The sequence below is a fragment of the Stenotrophomonas sp. YAU14D1_LEIMI4_1 genome (assembly GCF_003086815.1).
In the GTDB taxonomy this organism is placed as follows: Bacteria; Pseudomonadota; Gammaproteobacteria; order Xanthomonadales; family Xanthomonadaceae; genus Stenotrophomonas.
Genome location: NZ_CP025997.1, coordinates 3,872,097 through 3,890,791, shown reverse-complemented (window position 1 = coordinate 3,890,791; position 18,695 = coordinate 3,872,097). Strand labels below are relative to the sequence as shown.

Below are 18,695 nucleotides of genomic sequence, written 5' to 3'. Positions count from 1 at the left end.
CTCAATCGGCGTGCGGGTACACTACCACCTGGTTGCGGCCCTGTTCCTTGGCCAGGTACAGGGCCTTGTCGGCCAGCCGCAGCGCCTGCTCCACATCGGCATGGAAGCTGGGGAAATGGGCCACGCCCAGCGACACGGTGATCGTGCCGACCGGGGCGAAGGCTTCGTCGGCGATGTGCCGGCGCAGCCGTTCGGCGGCCTGGCGTGCGGCATCGGTGCCGACGCCAGGCAACAGCAGCAGGAATTCCTCGCCGCCGGCGCGGCACAGCACATCGGTTTCGCGCGAATGCCGGCGCATCTGCTCGGCAATATGCACGATGGCCGCATCGCCCACATCGTGGCCGTGCGTGTCGTTGATCGACTTGAAGCGGTCGATGTCCAGCGCCACGATGGCGAACGGAGCGCCCTGCGCCTGCAGCAGCTCCAGTGCGTGCTGCAGGCCACGGCGGTTCAGCAGCCCGGTCAGCGGGTCGGTGCGGCTGGCCCGGTTCAGCGAGCCGATGCGGTCCTGCAGGGCGTTGAAGCTGTACAGCACCGCCTGCTTCAACTGCGCCACTTCGAAATACCAGGCGCGGATGCCGGTCACGTGGTTGATCGCGTTGCCGGTGTCTTCGCCTTCCTGCACGTTGCGCGCCAGCTGCCACAGCGGCAGCGAGATGCGCCGTGCGAACCACCAGGTGATCAGCAGCGACAGCACGCCCAGCGGAATGGCATTCCAGATGACCGAGCTCATCAGGCGCGACAGCGGCTGCAGGGTCGCCTCGGTGGGGCGCTGGGCGATGATGCCCCAGCCGGTGGCCGGTACCGGCGCGTAGCCGGACAGCTGGGCCACGCCATGGTTGTTGACCAGCTGCTGGCTACCCGAACGACCGCGCATCACCGCCTTCACCGCCGGGTTGTCCAGCGCGTAGGTGCCCACTTCCTTCGCATCGTTGTGGTAGATGATGCGGCCGTTGTGGTCCACCACGTACAGGTAGGAGCCATCGCGGTAATAGTGTTTGCCCAGCAGGGTGTGCAGGGCGCTGCGCTGGCGCAGGTACAGGGTGCCGCTGACGTAGCCCAGGTAGCGGCCCTGGCGGTCGAAGATGGGGTGCGACAGCGAGATCAGCAGCTTGCCGGTGGCCGACTGGTACGGATCGCTGATCAACGGCTGGCGCCGTGCCAGGGCCATCTGGCTGCCCACGCTCTTCAGTACTTCGCCCTGCAGCTGCAGGGTCTGCGGCGAGGTCGCGATGACCAGGCCATCCACGTTCACCACCAGCGAAGAGTTGAAACTGCTGGACTGCAGCTGCAAGCGGCTGGCCTCGCGCTGCGCCTGCTCCGGCTCCAGGCCGGTTTCACCCAGCCGGGTTGCGGCGTAGGCCAGCTGCTGCTGCGCCGACAACAGGAAGTTCTGCGTGGTCTCGGCCAGTTTGCTGGCGTAGACGCGGTTGGCTTCCAGGGTGTTGCCCACCAGCTGGTCGCGCTGCACGCGGTAGCTGGCCAGCAGGGTATTGGCCAACGCAATGAGCGTACTCAGCAGGGCCAGCGCAAGAATCAGCTTGCCCAGGTTCAGGCGGTTGGAGATCGGTGGCATGCGGCAGCGGAGCGCGGCACGAACAATCGCAGCCAGCGCAGACGGTGGGGGAACCGCCATTATGGGCACATCCGCATGCCTTGGGGTTAAGCACGGTGCCCCGGTGTCATCGTTGCAGGCGGCGCCGCAACGTATCGCGCACGCGTTCGGCACCGGCCGCCTCCAGCGGAGCGAGCACGCCACGCGCGTCCTGCGGCACATGCGCGGCGGTATGTTCGCCTGCCTCGAACACATAGTGGTCGAGCATCGTGCGCCAGTGTGCGCGTTGTTCTGTCGGCAGGTCGCGCAGTGCAAGGATGGCCAGCATCAGCGCGTTCATCGGTGAATCCATCCACGCCGGCACCGGTCGCCACCAGCTGTTCACCAGCACGTTGAACGCTTCCAGCCCTTCCATGTGGTGCCACCACAGCGACGGAATGAACACCGCATCGCCGGGCGCCAGCTCGGCCACCTGGGCCTGCGCCCACGCCTGGGCGAAGCGCGGGAAGCGCTGCAGGTCCGGCGCATGGAAATCGACCAGGCTGATCGCCTGCCCGGCCGGGGTGAAATCCAGCGGCCCCACGTACAGGTTCTCGATCTGCTCCGGTGCGAACAGGGTGACGCGGCGGCGGCCGGCCGCCACGCAGGCCAGGTTGTCCGGCACGTCCTGGTGGGCAGCGATGCGCGAGCGGTTGCCGATCCAGATGCTGGCCAGCGGGTCGGCCACGCCGAGGTGCAATGGATTGGCCTGGCTGAAACCGGGCAGGAAGCTGTCCAGCGTGGTCGACGCCACGTAGATGGATGGCGGCGCGGGATCGCTGGCGTACTTCAGCAACGTGGCCAGCACCACCTTCAGCGGAATCTGTTCGCGGCGGAAATTGAAGCCGCTCATGTCTTCGTTGTAGAACAGCCGGCCGCGGGTCTCGGGCGCGGCGGTGGTCGCCGTTACCGGCATCTGCCCATGGTCGAAGCCGACCAGGTGGGCCACCGCTTCGGCCGCGGACCGGCGCGCTGCGGCCACCAGGGGCCAGTGCGCCACCAGCCCACGGATCACCTTCGGCGTCGTCCAGGTGGGCAGCTGCACGTGCAGCTGTGCCGGGTCCAGGCCGTGGATCTCTTCGATGGGGCGGGGTTGGGGCAGCATGCGCGGGTATCCGGGGCAGTGTGGAGCCGGGCCTGGGCTCGGCTCCACACTACTGCAGCCGGTCAGAACTTGTAACGCACGCCGAACATGTAGCGCGGGCCGGTCTGGGTGGCGTAGCGCAGCATGTTGGTGTGGCGCGAGTAGGTGCGCATGGTCTCGTCGGTCAGGTTGATCGCTTCCAGGCTCAGGGTCAGCTGCTCGCTCACCGCGTAGCTGATGTTCAGATCCAACTGGCCGTACGCGGCGGTGTAATTCGGGTTCGGGCCCTGGCCGCCGATGCCGTTGAGGAACTTGTCGCGCCAGTTGTAAGCCGCACGGATCTGCCAGGCGTTCTTGTCGTAGAACGCAACCACGTTGGCCGAGTCGCTCAGGCCGATCATCGGGTACTGGTCACCCAGGCTGAGGTTGTTGAAAGTCAGCCCGGACTTCACCTTGGTGTAGTTGGCGGCCACGCCGAAACCGGACTGGCCGAACAGGTGCTGCACCGCCACTTCCCAGCCATCGAGGTGGTCCGAATGCTGGTTGGCCGGCACGGTGATGTCGAAGCCGGCGATCGGATCGGTCGGCAGGCCTTCGATGGTGCCGGTCAGCTGGCCGGCCGAATTCACGCCGGTGAAGTTCACGCCCGGGTCGCCGGCGTGGTTGGTGAAGATGTAATCGCGGATGCACGGCATGTCGGTGCCACCGCACGAGGCCAGCGCTTCGTTCCAGTACGCACCACCGACCGGCGTGTGCAGGCTGCCGGCGTTCTCGCGCACCACGGTGTCGCTGATGAAGTTCTTGATGTTCTTGCGGAAGAAGCCGGCCGAGGCGTAGCTGCCTTCGCCGTAGTACCACTCCAGCGACAGATCGAAGTTGTCCGAGATCAGCGGCTCCAGCCCCGGGTTGCCGCGGCTGCCGCTGCCGCCCTGGGTGCGCACGATGTCGGCCAGTGACTGGCCGCTCTGGATCTGCGTCCAGCTGGGCCGGCCCAGCGTTCGGCTGTAGCTGCCGCGCAGTGCCAGCGTCTCGCTCAGATCCAGCTTCAGGTCGACATTGGGCAGCACGTAGTCGTACTTGCCGCGGCCGCCAACAAAGCTGCTTTCCGGTGCGTACACGATGTTCAGTTCATTGGCCGAGCCCCAGCTGATGCCCGTGGGCACGCGCACCATCGCGCTGGATTCCACTTCGGTCTGTTCGTAGCGCACGCCGGCCGCCACGTGCAGCGGCATCGACCAGTCGAAGGTGGTGCGGTACTGCAGGAAGGCGCTGCGGGTCTTTTCGGTGGTGCGGATGTCTTCGGAGTACTCGGTGGGCGCGTAGTAGCAGGTTGGGCAGGCCGGATCGGCGTCGGTGCCGACCTGCGCGGCGCGGTCGATCAGGCGGTCGAAGTCGAACACCAGGAACTGGCCGGTCAGGCGCGGATCGCTGTGCCCGGAGAAGGCCTTGAAGTACTTGGCCATGTTGTCCGCATACCAGATGTCATCGGCATAGTCGGACGGCGAACCCAGGCCGCCCCAGGTATTGCGCTGCATGATGGCCGAGGCCGAGCGGTTCTCCACCTGGGTGTGGCCGATGCCGAAATCCAGTGCCGAGTAGTCGGCGAAGCGGAACGTGCCGCGGCCCTGGTACTGCTGCACCTTGGATTTGTTGTAGCTGTTCTGGAACACCGAGCCGGTGACCAGCGCATCGGACGCCTGCACACCCCCCGGCGGCAGGGCGATGTTGATGATCGGCAGGTCACCGCTGTAGTCGACGGTGGTCTTGCCGCGCACGAACGCGGCCACGCCGAGCACGCCGGCCGAGCCGTAGGGGCTGTCTGGCTGCGATTCGGCCTGGGAATTGTGTGCGTCGAACGACAGCTCCAGCGCGTCGTTCACTTCCCAGTCCACGTTGAAGCCGAGCGAGTGCATGTCGGTCTTGGTCGCCAGGCGCGCACCACCCATCGACACGTCCGAGTTGGTCATGTCCTCGCTGTAGATGATCGGCGCCGCCACCGGGCCATTGGTCCAGGTGCTGTCGCCCGGGCCGTAGTTGAACCACACCGACAGCTCGCTGCGCTGCTGCTGCACCTTGTTCTCGACATAGGTGTAGTCCAGCGTGGTAGTGACATTGTCGGCCGGCTTCCACTGGAAGGTCGCCTGCGCGTTGGTGCGCTGGCGCTGCACGCCGTTGACGTTGTACGCGGTGTTCTGCGGCCGCCCATACACATCGTTCGGGCCCGGCCGGTTGGTGATGCGGTCCGAGTAGCCCTGTCCCGGCTGCGGCAGGGCGCGGCCGTCAGTGATGTTGTTGCCGTAGAACGTGGCCCAACCCTCGGCCACGGTGGCCTGGTTGAAGCCCGAATCACGCTCCTGGTGGCTGGCACTGAGCGACACGCCGAAGCGGTCGTCGGCATAGCGCTGGCTGAAGATGCCCGACAGTTCGCCAGTCACGTTGGAACCCTGCAGCGTGCGCGGCAGGTTGTCGTTGGACGAATCGTTGACCGCCTTCAGGCCGAGGCTGATCACCGGTTCCGATTCGAGCGGGCGCAGTGTCTTGATGTTGATGGTGGCACCGATGCCGCCGGCCGGATTGTCGGCGCGACTGGTCTTGTAGACCTCCACCGCCGAAATCGACTCCGAGGCGAGATTGGCGAAGTCGAACGAGCGCGATCCGTTCAGGCCACCACCGCCGTTGCCGAGATTGGACGCCGGCATCTGCCGGCCGTTCAACAGCACCAGGTTGTAGTCGGGGCCGATGCCGCGCACGGTCACCTTCGAGCCTTCGCCACTGGACGTGCGGTCGATCGAAACACCGCTGATGCGCTGCAGTGATTCGGCCAGGTTGGTATCGGGGAACTTGCCGATGTCCTCGGCAACGATGCCATCGACCACGCCCTGGCTGTCGCGCTTGAGGTTCATGGAAGACTGCAGGCTGCCGCGGATACCGGTGACCTGCACCGTATCGAGCGTGGCCGGGTCGGGAGCTTCGCCGGCGGGTGCGTCCTGCGCCCAGGCCGGTGCAGCGAGCGCTGCCAGCAGCGCGGAAGTGAGCATCGTCTTGCGAGGTACTGCCTTGTACGTCTTCATGGAAGCTCCCTCCCCAGGGAATTCGGTGGTGTCGTTGCGGCGTCTTCTCGATGGCGGGTTACTGCACGTGGCCGGATTGGAGCGACGGCTGACAGCGTTGTCAACAAACTGCCATCAAGCGCGCCTCGGCAACGTGCGCGCAGACCGCGATGTAACCGTTGCCATGAACGCGCTCATGCTGATGAATTGCCTTTGGTTGCAGCATTTGCAGCGGTTTTCAAGCCATGACAGCGCTGCCAACCGATCGCTGCAATGGTGTTGTGCGGTGCAGAACGGAACTGCGCGGAGGCAGGCGCAGCGTGCTGGAGGCGAGGGTGCTGTTTTGATTGACAGCGCTGGACAAACGGAATGCCCAGGGATGTCGTACATGTCCTCTGGATGGCGTGAATCAATGACCTATAGGACAGGTTCTGGACACGACAACGACGACGGACGGACAACGCATGCAGCTCAATGTGCGCGTGCAGGCCTGTCATCGCGCACGGAAAAGCCGCCGCCGCTCGCGTGCATGCACATGCGTGGGAACCGGCAACGGACGCGCAGGTCCGCTGCGGCAGGGAGCGTCAGCGTCGGCGCGGTGCGGCGGTCGATTCGCGGTCCAGCACCGCGTGTTCGACCGTGATCATGCGTCCGGCCGTCTCGGTACGGATGTGCTCGATCAGCTGCTCGGTGGCCAGCCGGCCCATATGCGCGGTCGGCTGGCGCACGGTGGTCAACGCCGGGTAGATGTGGCCCGCGATGGGCGTGTCGTCGAAGCCGCACACCGACAGGTCGCGCGGCACGCGCAGGCCACGCTCGCCCGCCACGCGGTACACCGCGGCGGCCATGTCGTCGTTGGCGGCGAAGATCGCCGTCGGCGGATCATCCAGGTCAAGCAGGAGGTTGGCCGCGTCCACGCCGGACTCGAAAGAGAACTGGCCGCTGACCACCAGTGCCGGGTCGTAGGCGATGCCTGCCTCGCGCAGCGCTCGGCGGTAACCGGCGTGGCGCCACTGGCAGGCACCGTGCGCGCGCGGGCCCTTGATGTGGCCGATGCGGCGATGGCCCTGCGCGACCAGGTGGCCGATCAGTTCAACCACGGCAGTGGTTTCATCCATGCGCACGCCGATGCGGCCTTCCGGGTGGCGTGGCGCGATGCAGGCGAAGGGGATGTCCTGCTCTTCCAGGTAGGACAGCACCACCTCATCGTCGGTCAGTGGCGGGATCAGCACCACGCCATCCGGGCGCGAGTTCTCGAACAGCGCGGTCAGGTCGGGCAGGGTGCGGCGGCCGATGCCGACCGGGCCCAGGATCAGGTTGTAGTGCTGGGCATGACACGCTTCCAGCATGCCGCTCTGGATTTCCATCAGGTAGTTGCGCGACGGATTGTTGTAGACCAGCGCCAGTGCATACGAGCGCTGGCCGGCCAGGCTGCGTGCCGACAGGTTCGGCTTGTAGCCCAGCCGCGCCACCGCCGCCAGCACGCGTTCACGGGTCTGCTCGCGCACGTTCGGCTCATGGTTGAGCACGCGGGACACGGTCTTGATCGACACTCCGGCAACGGCGGCGACATCCTCGATTCGACTGCGCATGGTGCGATGGTTCCTCCTGGAAGGCGGCGGGCACGCGGCGATGGTAGTGCGTGCCGGCCCGGTCGATGTTGCCGAAGCAGGCGGATGTTGCCACGACACGAGGGGCACTGGCACCTCCCGATTTCGTGTCGCGTTGCAGCACCCACGCCGGCCGGCAGCACGCAGTGGGCGCGCCGGAGCCTGCTGTTGCGGGACACGCGCCCGGTTGCACACGAACAACGATTGACAGCGGCGGGGACGCCTTATATGACAGCGCTGTCAGGAGCGGTGCGCAGGCGCCCATGCCGACGTGTCGCCGCAGCCGCACACGCCAGGAACTTCATCCACGGAGGTAGAGCCCAGTGAATCGCCGCACCCAGACCCTTCTTGCCAGCTGCCTGCTGGCTGCCCTTGCCGCGCCTGTCGGTGCCGCACCGGCCAGCGGCGAACGCCTGCAGGACTGGCCGCGCGTGCGCAGCGCGGTCGCCACCGATGCGCAGATCGAAAGCCGCGTGCAGCAGATCCTTTCGCAGATGACGCTGGCGCAGAAGATCGGGCAGATGACCCAGGCCGAGATAAAGACGATCACGCCCGAGCAGGTGCGCCGCTACTACATCGGTTCGGTGCTCAACGGCGGCGGCTCGTGGCCGGGCATGGACAAGCACGCCAGCGTGCAGGACTGGCTGAAACTGGCTGACGCCTACCACGCTGCCTCGCTGGCCACCGATGCGAAGACGCCGGTGCCGGTGATCTGGGGCACCGATGCGGTGCATGGCCACAACAACGTACTGGGCGCCACCCTGTTCCCGCACAACATCGGCCTGGGCGCGGCCGGCGATCCGGAACTGATCGAGCGTATCGGTGAGGCAACCGCGCGGTCGGTGCGCGCCACCGGCATCGGCTGGGTGTTCGCGCCCACCCTGGCGGTGGCCCACGACCCGCGCTGGGGCCGCACCTACGAAAGCTATTCGTCCGACCCGGCGCTGATCCGCAGTTTCGCCCATGCCTACGTCAAGGGCGCGCAGGGCGCGTTCAAGGATGACGGCAACGTGGTCACCACCGCCAAGCACTACCTTGGCGATGGCGCCACCGACAGCGGCCGCGACCAGGGCGAGGCGCTGGTCGACAAGGCGACGATGATCAACGTGCATGCGCAGGGCTACTACGGCGCGCTGGCCGAAGGCGCGCAGACGGTGATGGCCTCGTTCAACAGCTGGAATGATCGTGCCGCCGGCGTCGACTACGGCAAGATGCACGGCAGCAAGGCGCTGCTGACCGACGCGCTGAAGGACAAGATGGGCTTCGACGGCTTCGTCGTCTCCGATTGGAACGGCATCGCCCAGGTGCCGGGCTGCCGCAACGACAGCTGCGCGCAGGCGATCAACGCCGGCATCGACATGGTGATGGTGCCCGACGACTGGAAGGCCTTCATCGACAACACCACCGCGCAGGTGCAGAAGGGCGAGATCCCGATGGCGCGCATCGACGATGCGGTGACGCGCATCCTGCGGGTGAAGCTGCGCGCCGGCCTGTTCGAGCACAAGCCGTCCGACAGCCGCTATGCCGGTGATGCCACCGCCGTGCAGCACCGCGAACTGGCGCGCCGTGCGGTGCGCGAATCGCTGGTGCTGCTGAAGAACGAAGGCAAGGTGCTGCCGTTGCGGCGCGACGCGCGCGTGCTGGTGGTCGGCAAGGGCGCCGACAACATCGGTGACCAGTCCGGTGGCTGGTCGCTGACCTGGCAGGGTACCGAGAACACGAACGCCGATTTCCCCAACGCCGATTCGGTGCTAGGCGCGCTGCGCGCCGAACTGGGCGCGGACAAGGTCAGCTTCAGTGCCGATGGCCAGGGCGTCGACCCGAAGGCCTTCGACGTGGTGCTGGCGGTGATCGGCGAGACCCCGTATGCGGAAACCAACGGCGACATCCTTGCCTCGGACACCGTGAGCCACAGCCGTGCCTACCCGCAGGACCTGGCCGCACTGAAGGCGGCAGCTGCGACCGGCAAGCCGGTGGTGACGGTCTACCTGTCCGGTCGCCCGATGTACACCAACGATCTGCTCAACTTGTCCAGCGCCTTCGTCGCAGCCTGGCTGCCGGGCACAGAAGGCAAGGGCGTGACCGACGTGCTGGTGGCCGGCAAGGGCGGCAAGCCCGCGCACGACTTCCGCGGTCGCCTCAGCTTCCCGTGGCCGGGCGTGCCATGTCCGGCACCGATCGACCAGCCCGATGCGAAGAAGCCGTCGCTGTTCGCGCTCGGCTATGGCCTCAGCTACGCCAAGGGCGGCAGGGTTGCCCGGCTCGACGAGGCCGACCCGGACAGCTGCGGCGAAGTGACGGTGCTGCCGATCTTCAACCGCGCCGACACGCCGCCGTTCGCGCTGCACGTGGCGGCCGCGGGCGCCACCCAGCCGCTGGGCAATGATCTCAATGCCACGCTGCGCTGGCCGACCGCCACGCCGGTGGTGCAGGTGCGCACCGTGCAGGTGAACACCCAGCAGGATGCCAAGGAAGTGACCTGGCTGGCCCCCGCGCAGCTGATCGCACGCAGCACCTCGCGGCGCAACCTGGGCGCCCTGGCGCGCAGCAACGGCGCGTTGCAGTTCGACGTGCAGCTGGTGAAGCGACCTGCCGCGCCGGTGAAGGTGACCATGCAGTGCGGCACCGGTTGCGAAGGTGGGGTGGATATCGCCCCGCTGCTGGGCAAGCTCTCGCCGGGCCAGAAGCAGACGGTGACCGTGCCGCTGGCGTGCTTCGCCAAGCAGGGTGTGGCATTAGGTGCGGTGGAAGCGCCGTTCGTGGTGACCGCGGACAAGCCGTTTGCGGCGGCATTCACCCAGGTCAAGCTGACCGCCAACACGGCCGGTGCAGAGGGCGCGGTGGCCTGCCCGTAAGGCTTACGGTTGCGCCGGGCCATGCCCGGCGTTTCCGTGATCGCGCCCGGGGATGTATTTCGCCGGGCATGGCCCGGCGCTACCGGTAGATCCACGCCATGGGTGGATGGGGCCGTCCCGAAAGCAAAAAAAAGCCCCGCACTGCGGGGCTTTCTTCTTATCGCTTCATGGAACCGAAGAACTCGTCGTTGGACTTGGTGTTCTTCATCTTGTCCAGCAGGAATTCCATCGCGGCCATTTCATCCATCGGATGCAGCAGCTTGCGCAGGATCCAGATCTTCTGCAGCAGTTCCGGTTCGATCAGCAGGTCTTCGCGGCGGGTGCCCGAACGGTTGATGTCGATGGCCGGGAACACACGCTTTTCAGCGATGCGACGGCTCAGGTGCACTTCGCTGTTGCCGGTGCCCTTGAACTCTTCGTAGATCACCTCGTCCATCTTCGAGCCGGTGTCGACCAGCGCGGTGGCGATGATGGTCAGGCTGCCGCCTTCTTCCACGTTGCGCGCAGCACCGAAGAAGCGCTTCGGGCGGTGCAGGGCGTTGGCGTCCACACCACCGGTCAGCACCTTGCCCGAGCTCGGCACCACGTTGTTGTAGGCGCGTGCCAGGCGGGTGATCGAATCCAGCAGGATCACCACGTCCTTCTTGTGTTCGACCAGGCGCTTGGCGCGCTCGATCACCATTTCGGCCACCTGCACGTGGCGTGCGGCCGGTTCGTCGAAGGTCGAGCTGATGACTTCGCCGCGCACGGTGCGCTGCATTTCGGTCACTTCTTCCGGGCGCTCGTCGATCAGCAGCACGATCAGGTGCACGTCCGGGTGGTTGGTGGTGATGGCCGTGGCCACCTGCTGCATCATCATCGTCTTACCGGCCTTCGGCTGGGAAACGATGAGCGAACGCTGGCCCTTGCCCTGCGGCGCCATCAGGTCGAGGATGCGGCCGGTGATGTCTTCCGACGAACCGTTGCCGCGCTCCAGGGTGAAGCGGCGACGCGGGAACAGCGGGGTCAGGTTCTCGAACAGCACCTTGTTCTTCGACGCTTCGATCGGCTCACCATTGATGGTGTCGACGATGTTCAGTGCGAAGTAGCGCTCGCCGTCCTTCGGGAAGCGGATGCGGCCGGAGATGTGGTCGCCGGTGCGCAGATTGAAGCGGCGGATCTGGCTGGGCGAGATGTAGGTATCGTCCGGGCCGGCCAGGTAGCTGGCTTCGGCCGCGCGCAGGAAGCCGAAGCCGTCCGGCAGGATTTCCAGCACGCCGTCGGCGGCGACGCCGTCACCGTGGCGGGTCAGCACCTTCAGCAGGGCGAAGATCACGTCCTGCTTGCGGGCGCGGGCGACGCCTTCGGAGATCTGCAGCTGCTCGGCGATTTCCAGCAGCTTCTGCGCCGGCATGCGCTTGAGGTCGCTCAGCGAATAGACCGGGAAACCTTCCGGCACGTTGGCGTGTGGGCGCGGCACGAAGGGCTGCTGCTCGCCGCCGTCCTGCGGCATGCCGTCATCGCGGCCACCGCGGTTGCGGTCACGGTCGCGACGGTTGCGGAAGCGGTCGCGGCGGTTGCCCTGGCCCTGCTGGCCGTTCTGGTTGTACGGGTTGTTGTTCTGGCCCTGGTTCTGGCCGCCACCCTGACCCCCCTGGTGGTTCTGCTGGCGCGGCTGGCCGGATTCGCGGCCTTCGCCGGCATCACCGCCGCCGGAGGCGGGGGCTTCAGCGGCGGGCGCGCTCGGCGCGGGGGCGGCTGCGGCCGGTGCCGGCGCTTCGGGCGCGGCTGCCAGCGGCAGGGTCGGCTGCGCGGGGGCAGCGCTGGTTTCGGCGGCTGCCGGAGCGGCGGCCTTGCTCACGCGGGGCTTGCGCACGCGCTTTTCGGCGGGCGCATCGGCGCTGCCGGTTTCGGAAGTGTGATCGGACAAGAGCGTTATTCCTCGCTTGAAGGTGCGAGCGCCCGGCTGGGGCGGCGAACGTTGGGAATGGGTCTGGAAGAAACTGCGTCCAGAGGGTGCGGCACGCGAACGCGGCCGGATATGCCGACACTATCATCGGCCCGCGGCGCCTTGCAAGGGTCACCGGGAATGGCATTCATGCGGGCGCGGGGCGCCCAGCGGCAGCCGCGGTCAGCGGCTGCCGTGGAACAGCAGGATCAGGCCAGGGCCTTGTCCAGCAGGCCGGCCAGCTGGGCCTTGCCCACCGCACCGATCTGCTCGCCCACCTTTTCGCCGTCCTTGAAGACGACCAGGTAGGGAATGGAACGCACGTGGTACTTGGCGGCCAGCGCACGGTTGTTGTCGACATTGACCTTAGCGATCTTGGCGCGGCCCTGGTAGGCGTCGGCCAGTTCGTCCAGCGCCGGGGCGATCATCTTGCACGGGCCACACCACTCGGCCCAGAAATCGACCAGCACCGGTTCCTTGGAATTCAGCACTGCGCTATCGAAGTCGGCATCGCCGACGTGTACAACCTTGTCGCTCATCTTGGTTTCTCGTCTTGGATTGCACCCGGCCAGGCCGGAGGTGGGTGAACTGGGCCATGCCCGGTGGCGCGACCCTCGTCGTTGCCTCGTGGCGGTATGCCACGGTGCGTTCGGCGGGATGCCTGGACGCTCACGGCCGGCAGTGTACCCCTATCGCAGCGCGGGGACAGAGGCTGGCTGGAACCCAGCGTATCGTGACCGTGTCCGACGACGGTATGTGTCGGATTTCACTGTCTTCCCGGAATATGGGGGCATCTGGCGGCCGGCCCAGCCCCTGTCGGCAGGGGACGTTCAAGTGCGGTGTGGCTGGGTGAAGAGCGGGGTGCAGGGTTCGTCTCTAGGCGGGTTGAGACGGTCGCGCGGGATTGCCGGCCCGGTTGCGGTAAACTGAGGCATTGTGCGGCGTGCGGACCGGGTGGTCCCAGCCTGCCAACCCGCCGCAGGGGCCGCAGTTTGCGACGGTGCCCCTAGACGATGAAGTGCCAGCCGCCCTACGGGCCGGCGGCCATACCAAGACGGACTCATGAGCGACAAACCGCTGACCGATTTGACCTTCTCTTCCTTCGAGCTGCATCCGGCCCTGCAGGCGGGCCTTGAAGGAGCCGGATTCACCCGTTGCACCCCCATCCAGGCGCTGACCCTGCCGGTCGCGCTGCCCGGTGGCGATGTTGCCGGCCAGGCCCAGACCGGCACCGGCAAGACGCTGGCCTTCCTGGTCGCTGTCGTAAATCGCCTGCTGACGCGTCCGGCGCTGGCCGACCGCAAGCCGGAAGATCCGCGCGCACTGATCCTGGCGCCGACCCGCGAACTGGCCATCCAGATCCACAAGGATGCGGTGAAGTTCGGTTCCGACCTGGGCCTGCGTTTCGCCCTGGTCTACGGCGGCGTGGATTACGACAAGCAGCGCGAGCTGCTGCAGCAGGGCGTGGACGTGATCATCGCCACCCCGGGCCGCCTGATCGACTACGTGAAGCAGCACAAGGTGGTTTCGCTGCACGCCTGCGAAATCTGCGTGCTGGACGAAGCCGACCGCATGTTCGACCTGGGCTTCATCAAGGACATCCGCTTCCTGCTGCGCCGCATGCCCGAGCGCACCACCCGGCAGACCCTGCTGTTCAGCGCCACCCTCAGCCACCGCGTGCTGGAGCTGGCCTACGAACACATGAACGAGCCGCAGAAGCTGGTGGTCGAAGCCGAGACCATTACCGCTGCGCGCGTGCGCCAGCGCATCTACTTCCCGGCCGACGACGAGAAGATCCCGCTGCTGCTGGGCCTGCTGTCGCGCAGCGAAGGCGCGCGCACCATGGTCTTCGTCAACACCAAGGTGTTCGTCGAGCGCGTGGCGCGTTCGCTGGAAAAGGCCGGCTACCGCGTGGGCGTGCTGTCCGGCGACGTGCCGCAGAAGAAGCGTGAGAGCCTGCTCAACCGCTTCCAGAAGGGCCAGCTGGAAATCCTGGTGGCCACCGACGTGGCCGCCCGCGGCCTGCACATCGACGGCATCAAGTACGTCTACAACTACGATCTGCCGTTCGATGCCGAAGACTACGTGCACCGCATCGGCCGTACCGCGCGTCTGGGCGAAGAGGGTGATGCGATCAGCTTCGCCTGCGAGCGCTACGCGATGGGCCTGCCGGACATCGAGGCTTACATCGAGCAGAAGATTCCGTCCGAGCCGGTCACCAAGGAACTGCTGACCCCGCTGCCGCGCCCGGAACGTCCGGCCCCGGCTGCGGGCGAAGAAGGCGAGGAGAACGAGAGCGTCGGCCAGATCTTCCGTGAAGCGCGCGAAGCCCGCGCTGCCGAGGAAGAGCGCCGTGGCGGTGGCCGCAGTGGTGGCCGCTCCGGCGGTGGCCGTGGCGAGCGCCGCGACGGTGAGCGCAGTGGCGAGCGTCGCCCGCGTGGCCCGCGCAAGCCGCGCGTGGAAGGCGAGCAGACGGCCGCCGCGCCGGTCGAGGGTGCCGAGGCCGCCGTGGCCCAGGCCCCGCGTCCGCCGCGCCCGCCGCGTGCCGAGGGTGCAGTGGAAGGCGCCGCCGAGGGCGAGCGCAAGCCGCGCAAGCGCCGTCGTCGTCGCCACGGCCGTCCGGTGGAAGGCGCCGAGGGCGTGCAGACCGCGTCGGGCAACGGCGCCAACCCGGTCACCCCGGTGCAGGTGGTGGCCAAGCCGGTGCGCACCGCCGCCGATACCGGTGATTCGTTCCTGACCCGCATCGGCCGCAAGATCCGCCGGATGCTGTCGGGCAGCTGATCGGCACTGCCGATCAGCGGGTAGCGCCGGGCCATGCCCGGCGAGCGCAGCGGCAGATTGAAAAATCCGCCGGGCATGGCCCGGCGCTACCGATCCGTCGCGTCGCTCCTGCATAATCGGGGCATGAGTGTCCTGCGCTTTGACAATGTCAGCAAACAGTACGCCGGTGGCCACGAGGCGCTGATCGATGTCAGCTTCGAAGTGGCCCCCGGCGAAATGCTGTTCGTCACCGGCCATTCCGGGGCGGGCAAGAGCACCCTGCTGCGGCTAATCCATCTGGACGAACGCCCCAGCCGCGGCGCGGTTGTGTTCGACGATCGCAACCTGCTGAAGGTGCGCGGCGGCGATGTGCCGCGCCACCGTCGCGCGGTCGGCGCGGTCTACCAGGACCATCGCCTGCTGATGGACCGGTCCATCGCCGAGAACGTAGCCCTGCCGCTGATCCTGCGCGGCACGCGCCGGGCGGATATCGGCAAGCGCGTGCGTTCGGTGCTGGAACGCATGGGCCTGGGCCACCGCGAAAAGGCACTGCCGTCGCAGTTGTCCGCCGGTGAGCAGCAGCGCGTGGGCATTGCCCGCGCCATCGTGGGCGAACCCAAGCTGCTGGTGGCCGACGAGCCGACCGGCAACCTCGACCCGACCCTGGCCGCCGAGATCATGGCCCTGTTCGCCGAACTGCCTTCGCGCGGCACCAGCGTGCTGGTGGTCAGCCACGACCTGCCGCTGCTGCGCCGCATGCGCAAGCGCGTATTGATCCTGGACCACGGCCGGCTGGTGGATGACATCTCGCCGCAGGATCTGGCGGAGTAACCGATGGCCAAGAACGAAAACGCCGAAGCCGCCGCACCCTCGCGCTTGGGCGTGTGGATCCAGCACCACGTACACAGCGTGGTGTTCAGCCTGGGCCGCGCCTGCCGCAAGCCGTGGGCCACGCTGCTGACCGTGATGGTCATGGCGCTGGCCCTGGCGCTGCCGCTGGGGCTGTCCATCGCGCTGGACAATCTGAAGCAGTTCGCCGGCAGCGTGCAGCAGTCGCGCGACATCAACGTGTTCCTGAAGGCCGATGTGGACGGTCCCGGCGCGCTGCGCCTGGCCGGCGAACTGCGCGACCGCCAGGACGTGGCCAACGTGGCCGTGCGCACGCCCGAACAGGGCCTGGAGGAACTGCGCCAGGCCGGTCTGGGCGAGGCGATCGATGCCCTCAACGACAACCCGCTGCCGTCGCTGCTGGTGGTGACCCCGGCGCAGGGCCAGGATGACGCGCGTCTGGCGCGCGCGCTGGAAAGCCTGCCCGGTGCCGACCTGGTGCAGCACGATGCCTTGTGGCGCAAGCGCCTGGACGCCTGGCTAGCGTTCGGCGCGCGGCTGGTGCAGGTGCTGTCGGCGCTGCTGGGCGTGGGCGCGGCGCTGGTGGTGGGCAACACCGTGCGCCTGGATATCCAGGCCCGCCGCGAGGAAATCGGCGTGCTGCAGCTGCTGGGCGCCAGCGATGGGTTCATCCGCCGCCCGTTCCTGTACCTGGGCGCGTGGTACGGCCTGGGCGCCGGTGCCGTGGCGCTCGCGCTGATCGGCGTGGCCGGCGCCGCATTGCGCGCACCGCTGGCCGTCCTTTCGCGCAGCTACGGCAGCCCGTTCGTACTGCATGGGCTGGACCTGCTGCACGGCAGCCTGGTGCTGCTGGGCACCCTGCTGCTGGGCTGGCTGGGGGCGTGGCTGGTCACCGGCCACTTCCTGCGCCAGACCCGCCCCACCGACACCTGAGATCTGCATGCAACCGCAAGCGCTGAAGCATATTGAAGGGCCCGCGACGCGGGTGATGGTGGTCGACGGTTCCAAGCTGGTCCGCAAGCTGATTGCCGACGTGCTGCAGCGCGACCTGCCCGGCGTGGAGGTGATCGGCTGCGACAGCATTGAAGAGGCGCAGCAGGTGCTGGCGCAGGGCGCGGTGGACCTGGTCACCACCTCGCTCACCCTGCGCGATGGAGACGGCCTGGACCTGGCCCGCAAGGTGCGCGAGGCCGCCGGCCAGGCCTATGTGCCGGTGATCGTGGTGTCTGGCGATGCGCAGCAGCACCTGGAACAGCGCCGCTTTACCGAATTCGTCACCGATTATTTCGACAAGTCGCTGGGCCACGAAGCCCTGGCGACGTTCATCCGTGGCTACGTGCAGCCGCAGACCATTCCTGGCGCCACCATTCTGTACGTGGAAGACAGCCGGGTCGTGGCCGAGGCCACCAAGCGCATGCTGGAACGGCAGCAGTTGAACGTGCTGCACGTGGTCAGCGCCGAAGAAGCTTTCACCCTGCTCACCGCCGAATCGCTGGGCCGCAGCCGCCACCGCATCGACCTGGTGCTGACCGACGTGACCCTGAAGGGGGAACTGAGCGGGCGTGACGTGGTGCAGCGCGTGCGCGTGGATTTCGGTTACGGCAAGCGCCGCCTGCCGGTGCTGGTGATGACCGGCGACGGCAATCCGCACAACCAGACCGGCCTGCTGCAGGCCGGTGCCAACGATCTGGTGCTCAAGCCGATCGAAGAACGCCTGCTGGTGACCAAGGTGCTGTTCCAGCTGCGCCTGGCCCGCTTGAACGATGGACCTGTATTGAAATGATCGACGAAGTCGTGGGAATCCCGGCTATCCAGCTGGATCCGAGCTGGAAGCAGCGCGTGGGCGATTATCTGCTGCAACCGCAGATGCGCGAGCTGTCCGCGTTCCTGCGCCAGCGCAAGGCCAGCGGCGCGGCGGTGTTCCCGCCGGGGCCGCAGATCTTCGCCGCGTTCGACGCCACGCCGTTCGAGCAGGTGAAGGTGGTCGTGCTGGGCCAGGACCCCTACCACGGCCAGGGCCAGGCCCATGGGCTGAGCTTCTCGGTGCAGCCCGGCGTGCCGGTGCCGCCCTCGCTGCTGAACATCTACAAAGAGATCGAAGGCGACCTGGGCATTGCCCGGCCGGACCACGGCTGCCTGCTGCCGTGGGCGCAGCGCGGCGTGCTGCTGTTGAACGCGGTGCTGACGGTGGAGGAGGGCAGTGCCGGCGCCCACCAGGGCCGCGGCTGGGAAGGCTTCACCGACCACGTGGTGGACGTGCTGAACCGCGAACGCGACGGCCTGGTGTTCATGCTCTGGGGCGCGTACGCGCAGAAGAAGGGCAAGGTGATCGACACCGGCCGCCACCGCGTGCTGAAGGCGCCGCATCCCTCTCCGCTGTCGGCACATCGCGGTTTCCTGGGCTGCCGCCATTTCTCGATGGCCAACGACTACCTGCAGCGCCAGGGCCAGGCGCCGATCGACTGGTCGCTGCCGCCGCGCGCCCGCCTGTAGCCCGGCGGGCCCGCCGCAGCGTCACACGCCCAGCATCTCGATGATGTCGTGCGCCACCTTGCGCTTGCGCGGCGGCAGCCGCCGTACCAGCGACAGGATGTTGCCCTCCAGGTCGTTGCGCGCGTAATCGGCGCTGGGCGGCGCCGCCCCCAGTTCCTCATCGTCCGGCTTGCCGCAGCCGCGGCCAGTGGCCAGCCATTCAAAGCGGACCTCGGTCACCACTGCGATCCGGGCCAGATGCGACACGCTGGGATGGGTGCCGCCGCGCCGCTCCCATTGCGCGACCGCACTGCGCTTCACCCCGGTTTCCTGCGCCAGCTGTGTCTGTGAAAGTCCAGCCGCCGTGCGTGCACCGCGGATTCGATCAGCCATCGACAACATCGGTATTCCCCCTTTCCCTGTCCCTAGTTGATGGGTGGTTATCGATACTTACCGGGCAGCGATTCTTTTACGTGCCTGTACAGGATGAC

The 18,695-nt window shown here is 67.3% G+C and carries 13 protein-coding genes; 6 read left to right on the top strand and 7 right to left on the bottom strand.

Annotated elements, in window-relative coordinates:
- Nucleotide 1: 1 nt before the first annotated feature.
- From C1932_RS17810 to C1932_RS17795, 4 genes are all read right to left on the bottom strand, one after another.
- Nucleotides 2-1,576: a sensor domain-containing diguanylate cyclase gene (locus tag C1932_RS17810; RefSeq protein WP_108763063.1), complete on the bottom strand. Its 1,575-nt coding sequence runs from the start codon at nt 1,574-1,576 to the stop codon at nt 2-4.
- A 106-nt stretch (nt 1,577-1,682) separates the two neighbouring features.
- A complete protein-coding gene (locus C1932_RS17805; RefSeq protein ID WP_108763062.1) occupies nt 1,683-2,699 on the bottom strand; it encodes a cupin-like domain-containing protein in 1,017 nt (338 codons plus the stop codon).
- 62 nt (nt 2,700-2,761) lie between these two features.
- A complete protein-coding gene (locus C1932_RS17800) occupies nt 2,762-5,749 on the bottom strand; it encodes a TonB-dependent receptor (RefSeq protein ID WP_108763061.1) in 2,988 nt (995 codons plus the stop codon).
- 563 nt (nt 5,750-6,312) lie between these two features.
- Nucleotides 6,313-7,320 (bottom strand): LacI family DNA-binding transcriptional regulator, encoded by a 1,008-nt coding sequence (locus C1932_RS17795; RefSeq protein ID WP_108763060.1) that lies wholly within the window; start codon nt 7,318-7,320, stop codon nt 6,313-6,315.
- Between the two features lie 341 nt (nt 7,321-7,661).
- On the opposite strand from C1932_RS17795, the gene C1932_RS17790 reads away from it, so the two are divergent.
- Nucleotides 7,662-10,193 carry a glycoside hydrolase family 3 protein gene (locus C1932_RS17790; protein WP_108763059.1) on the top strand — a complete coding sequence of 844 codons (2,532 nt, stop codon included), beginning with the start codon at nt 7,662-7,664 and terminating at the stop codon, nt 10,191-10,193.
- A gap of 157 nt (nt 10,194-10,350) precedes the next feature.
- On the opposite strand, the gene rho is transcribed toward C1932_RS17790, so the two are convergent.
- Together rho and trxA are read right to left on the bottom strand one after the other, a co-directional pair.
- Complete coding sequence (rho, locus tag C1932_RS17785; RefSeq protein WP_108754357.1) at nt 10,351-12,102, bottom strand: transcription termination factor Rho; 1,752 nt, start codon at nt 12,100-12,102, stop codon at nt 10,351-10,353.
- A 227-nt stretch (nt 12,103-12,329) separates the two neighbouring features.
- Nucleotides 12,330-12,659 (bottom strand): thioredoxin, encoded by a 330-nt coding sequence (gene trxA / locus C1932_RS17780; RefSeq protein WP_025878607.1) that lies wholly within the window; start codon nt 12,657-12,659, stop codon nt 12,330-12,332.
- A 523-nt stretch (nt 12,660-13,182) separates the two neighbouring features.
- Between trxA and rhlB the strand changes: the two genes are divergently transcribed.
- The 5 genes from rhlB (at nt 13,183) to ung (ending at nt 18,225) form a co-directional block, all read left to right on the top strand.
- On the top strand, nt 13,183-14,904 hold the full coding sequence (gene rhlB / locus C1932_RS17770; protein ID WP_108763058.1) for an ATP-dependent RNA helicase RhlB: 1,722 nt from the start codon (nt 13,183-13,185) through the stop codon (nt 14,902-14,904).
- 123 nt (nt 14,905-15,027) lie between these two features.
- On the top strand, nt 15,028-15,714 hold the full coding sequence (ftsE, locus tag C1932_RS17765) for a cell division ATP-binding protein FtsE (RefSeq protein WP_108751049.1): 687 nt from the start codon (nt 15,028-15,030) through the stop codon (nt 15,712-15,714).
- Between the two features lie 3 nt (nt 15,715-15,717).
- The gene (gene ftsX / locus C1932_RS17760; RefSeq protein ID WP_108763057.1) at nt 15,718-16,665 is read left to right on the top strand and encodes a permease-like cell division protein FtsX; all 948 of its coding nucleotides are present in this window, start codon (nt 15,718-15,720) and stop codon (nt 16,663-16,665) included.
- A gap of 7 nt (nt 16,666-16,672) precedes the next feature.
- A complete protein-coding gene (locus tag C1932_RS17755; protein ID WP_108763056.1) occupies nt 16,673-17,515 on the top strand; it encodes a response regulator in 843 nt (280 codons plus the stop codon).
- Complete coding sequence (gene ung / locus C1932_RS17750) at nt 17,512-18,225, top strand: uracil-DNA glycosylase (RefSeq protein ID WP_108763055.1); 714 nt, start codon at nt 17,512-17,514, stop codon at nt 18,223-18,225. Before C1932_RS17755 ends, ung begins: the two co-directional genes overlap by 4 nt.
- Before the next feature lie 21 nt (nt 18,226-18,246).
- On the opposite strand, the gene C1932_RS17745 is transcribed toward ung, so the two are convergent.
- Complete coding sequence (locus C1932_RS17745) at nt 18,247-18,597, bottom strand: helix-turn-helix transcriptional regulator (RefSeq protein ID WP_234412190.1); 351 nt, start codon at nt 18,595-18,597, stop codon at nt 18,247-18,249.
- Nucleotides 18,598-18,695: the final 98 nt, after the last annotated feature.

Coding starts and splice junctions, on each gene's coding strand:
- ftsE (WP_108751049.1), top strand. CDS start 15,028: ATGAGTGTCCTGCGCTTTGACAATGTCAGCAAACAGTACGCCGGTGGC.
- C1932_RS17800 (WP_108763061.1), bottom strand. CDS start 5,749: ATGAAGACGTACAAGGCAGTACCTCGCAAGACGATGCTCACTTCCGCG.
- C1932_RS17755 (WP_108763056.1), top strand. CDS start 16,673: ATGCAACCGCAAGCGCTGAAGCATATTGAAGGGCCCGCGACGCGGGTG.
- trxA (WP_025878607.1), bottom strand. CDS start 12,659: ATGAGCGACAAGGTTGTACACGTCGGCGATGCCGACTTCGATAGCGCA.
- C1932_RS17805 (WP_108763062.1), bottom strand. CDS start 2,699: ATGCTGCCCCAACCCCGCCCCATCGAAGAGATCCACGGCCTGGACCCG.
- C1932_RS17745 (WP_234412190.1), bottom strand. CDS start 18,597: ATGGCTGATCGAATCCGCGGTGCACGCACGGCGGCTGGACTTTCACAG.
- C1932_RS17810 (WP_108763063.1), bottom strand. CDS start 1,576: ATGCCACCGATCTCCAACCGCCTGAACCTGGGCAAGCTGATTCTTGCG.
- ftsX (WP_108763057.1), top strand. CDS start 15,718: ATGGCCAAGAACGAAAACGCCGAAGCCGCCGCACCCTCGCGCTTGGGC.
- rhlB (WP_108763058.1), top strand. CDS start 13,183: ATGAGCGACAAACCGCTGACCGATTTGACCTTCTCTTCCTTCGAGCTG.
- ung (WP_108763055.1), top strand. CDS start 17,512: ATGATCGACGAAGTCGTGGGAATCCCGGCTATCCAGCTGGATCCGAGC.
- C1932_RS17795 (WP_108763060.1), bottom strand. CDS start 7,320: ATGCGCAGTCGAATCGAGGATGTCGCCGCCGTTGCCGGAGTGTCGATC.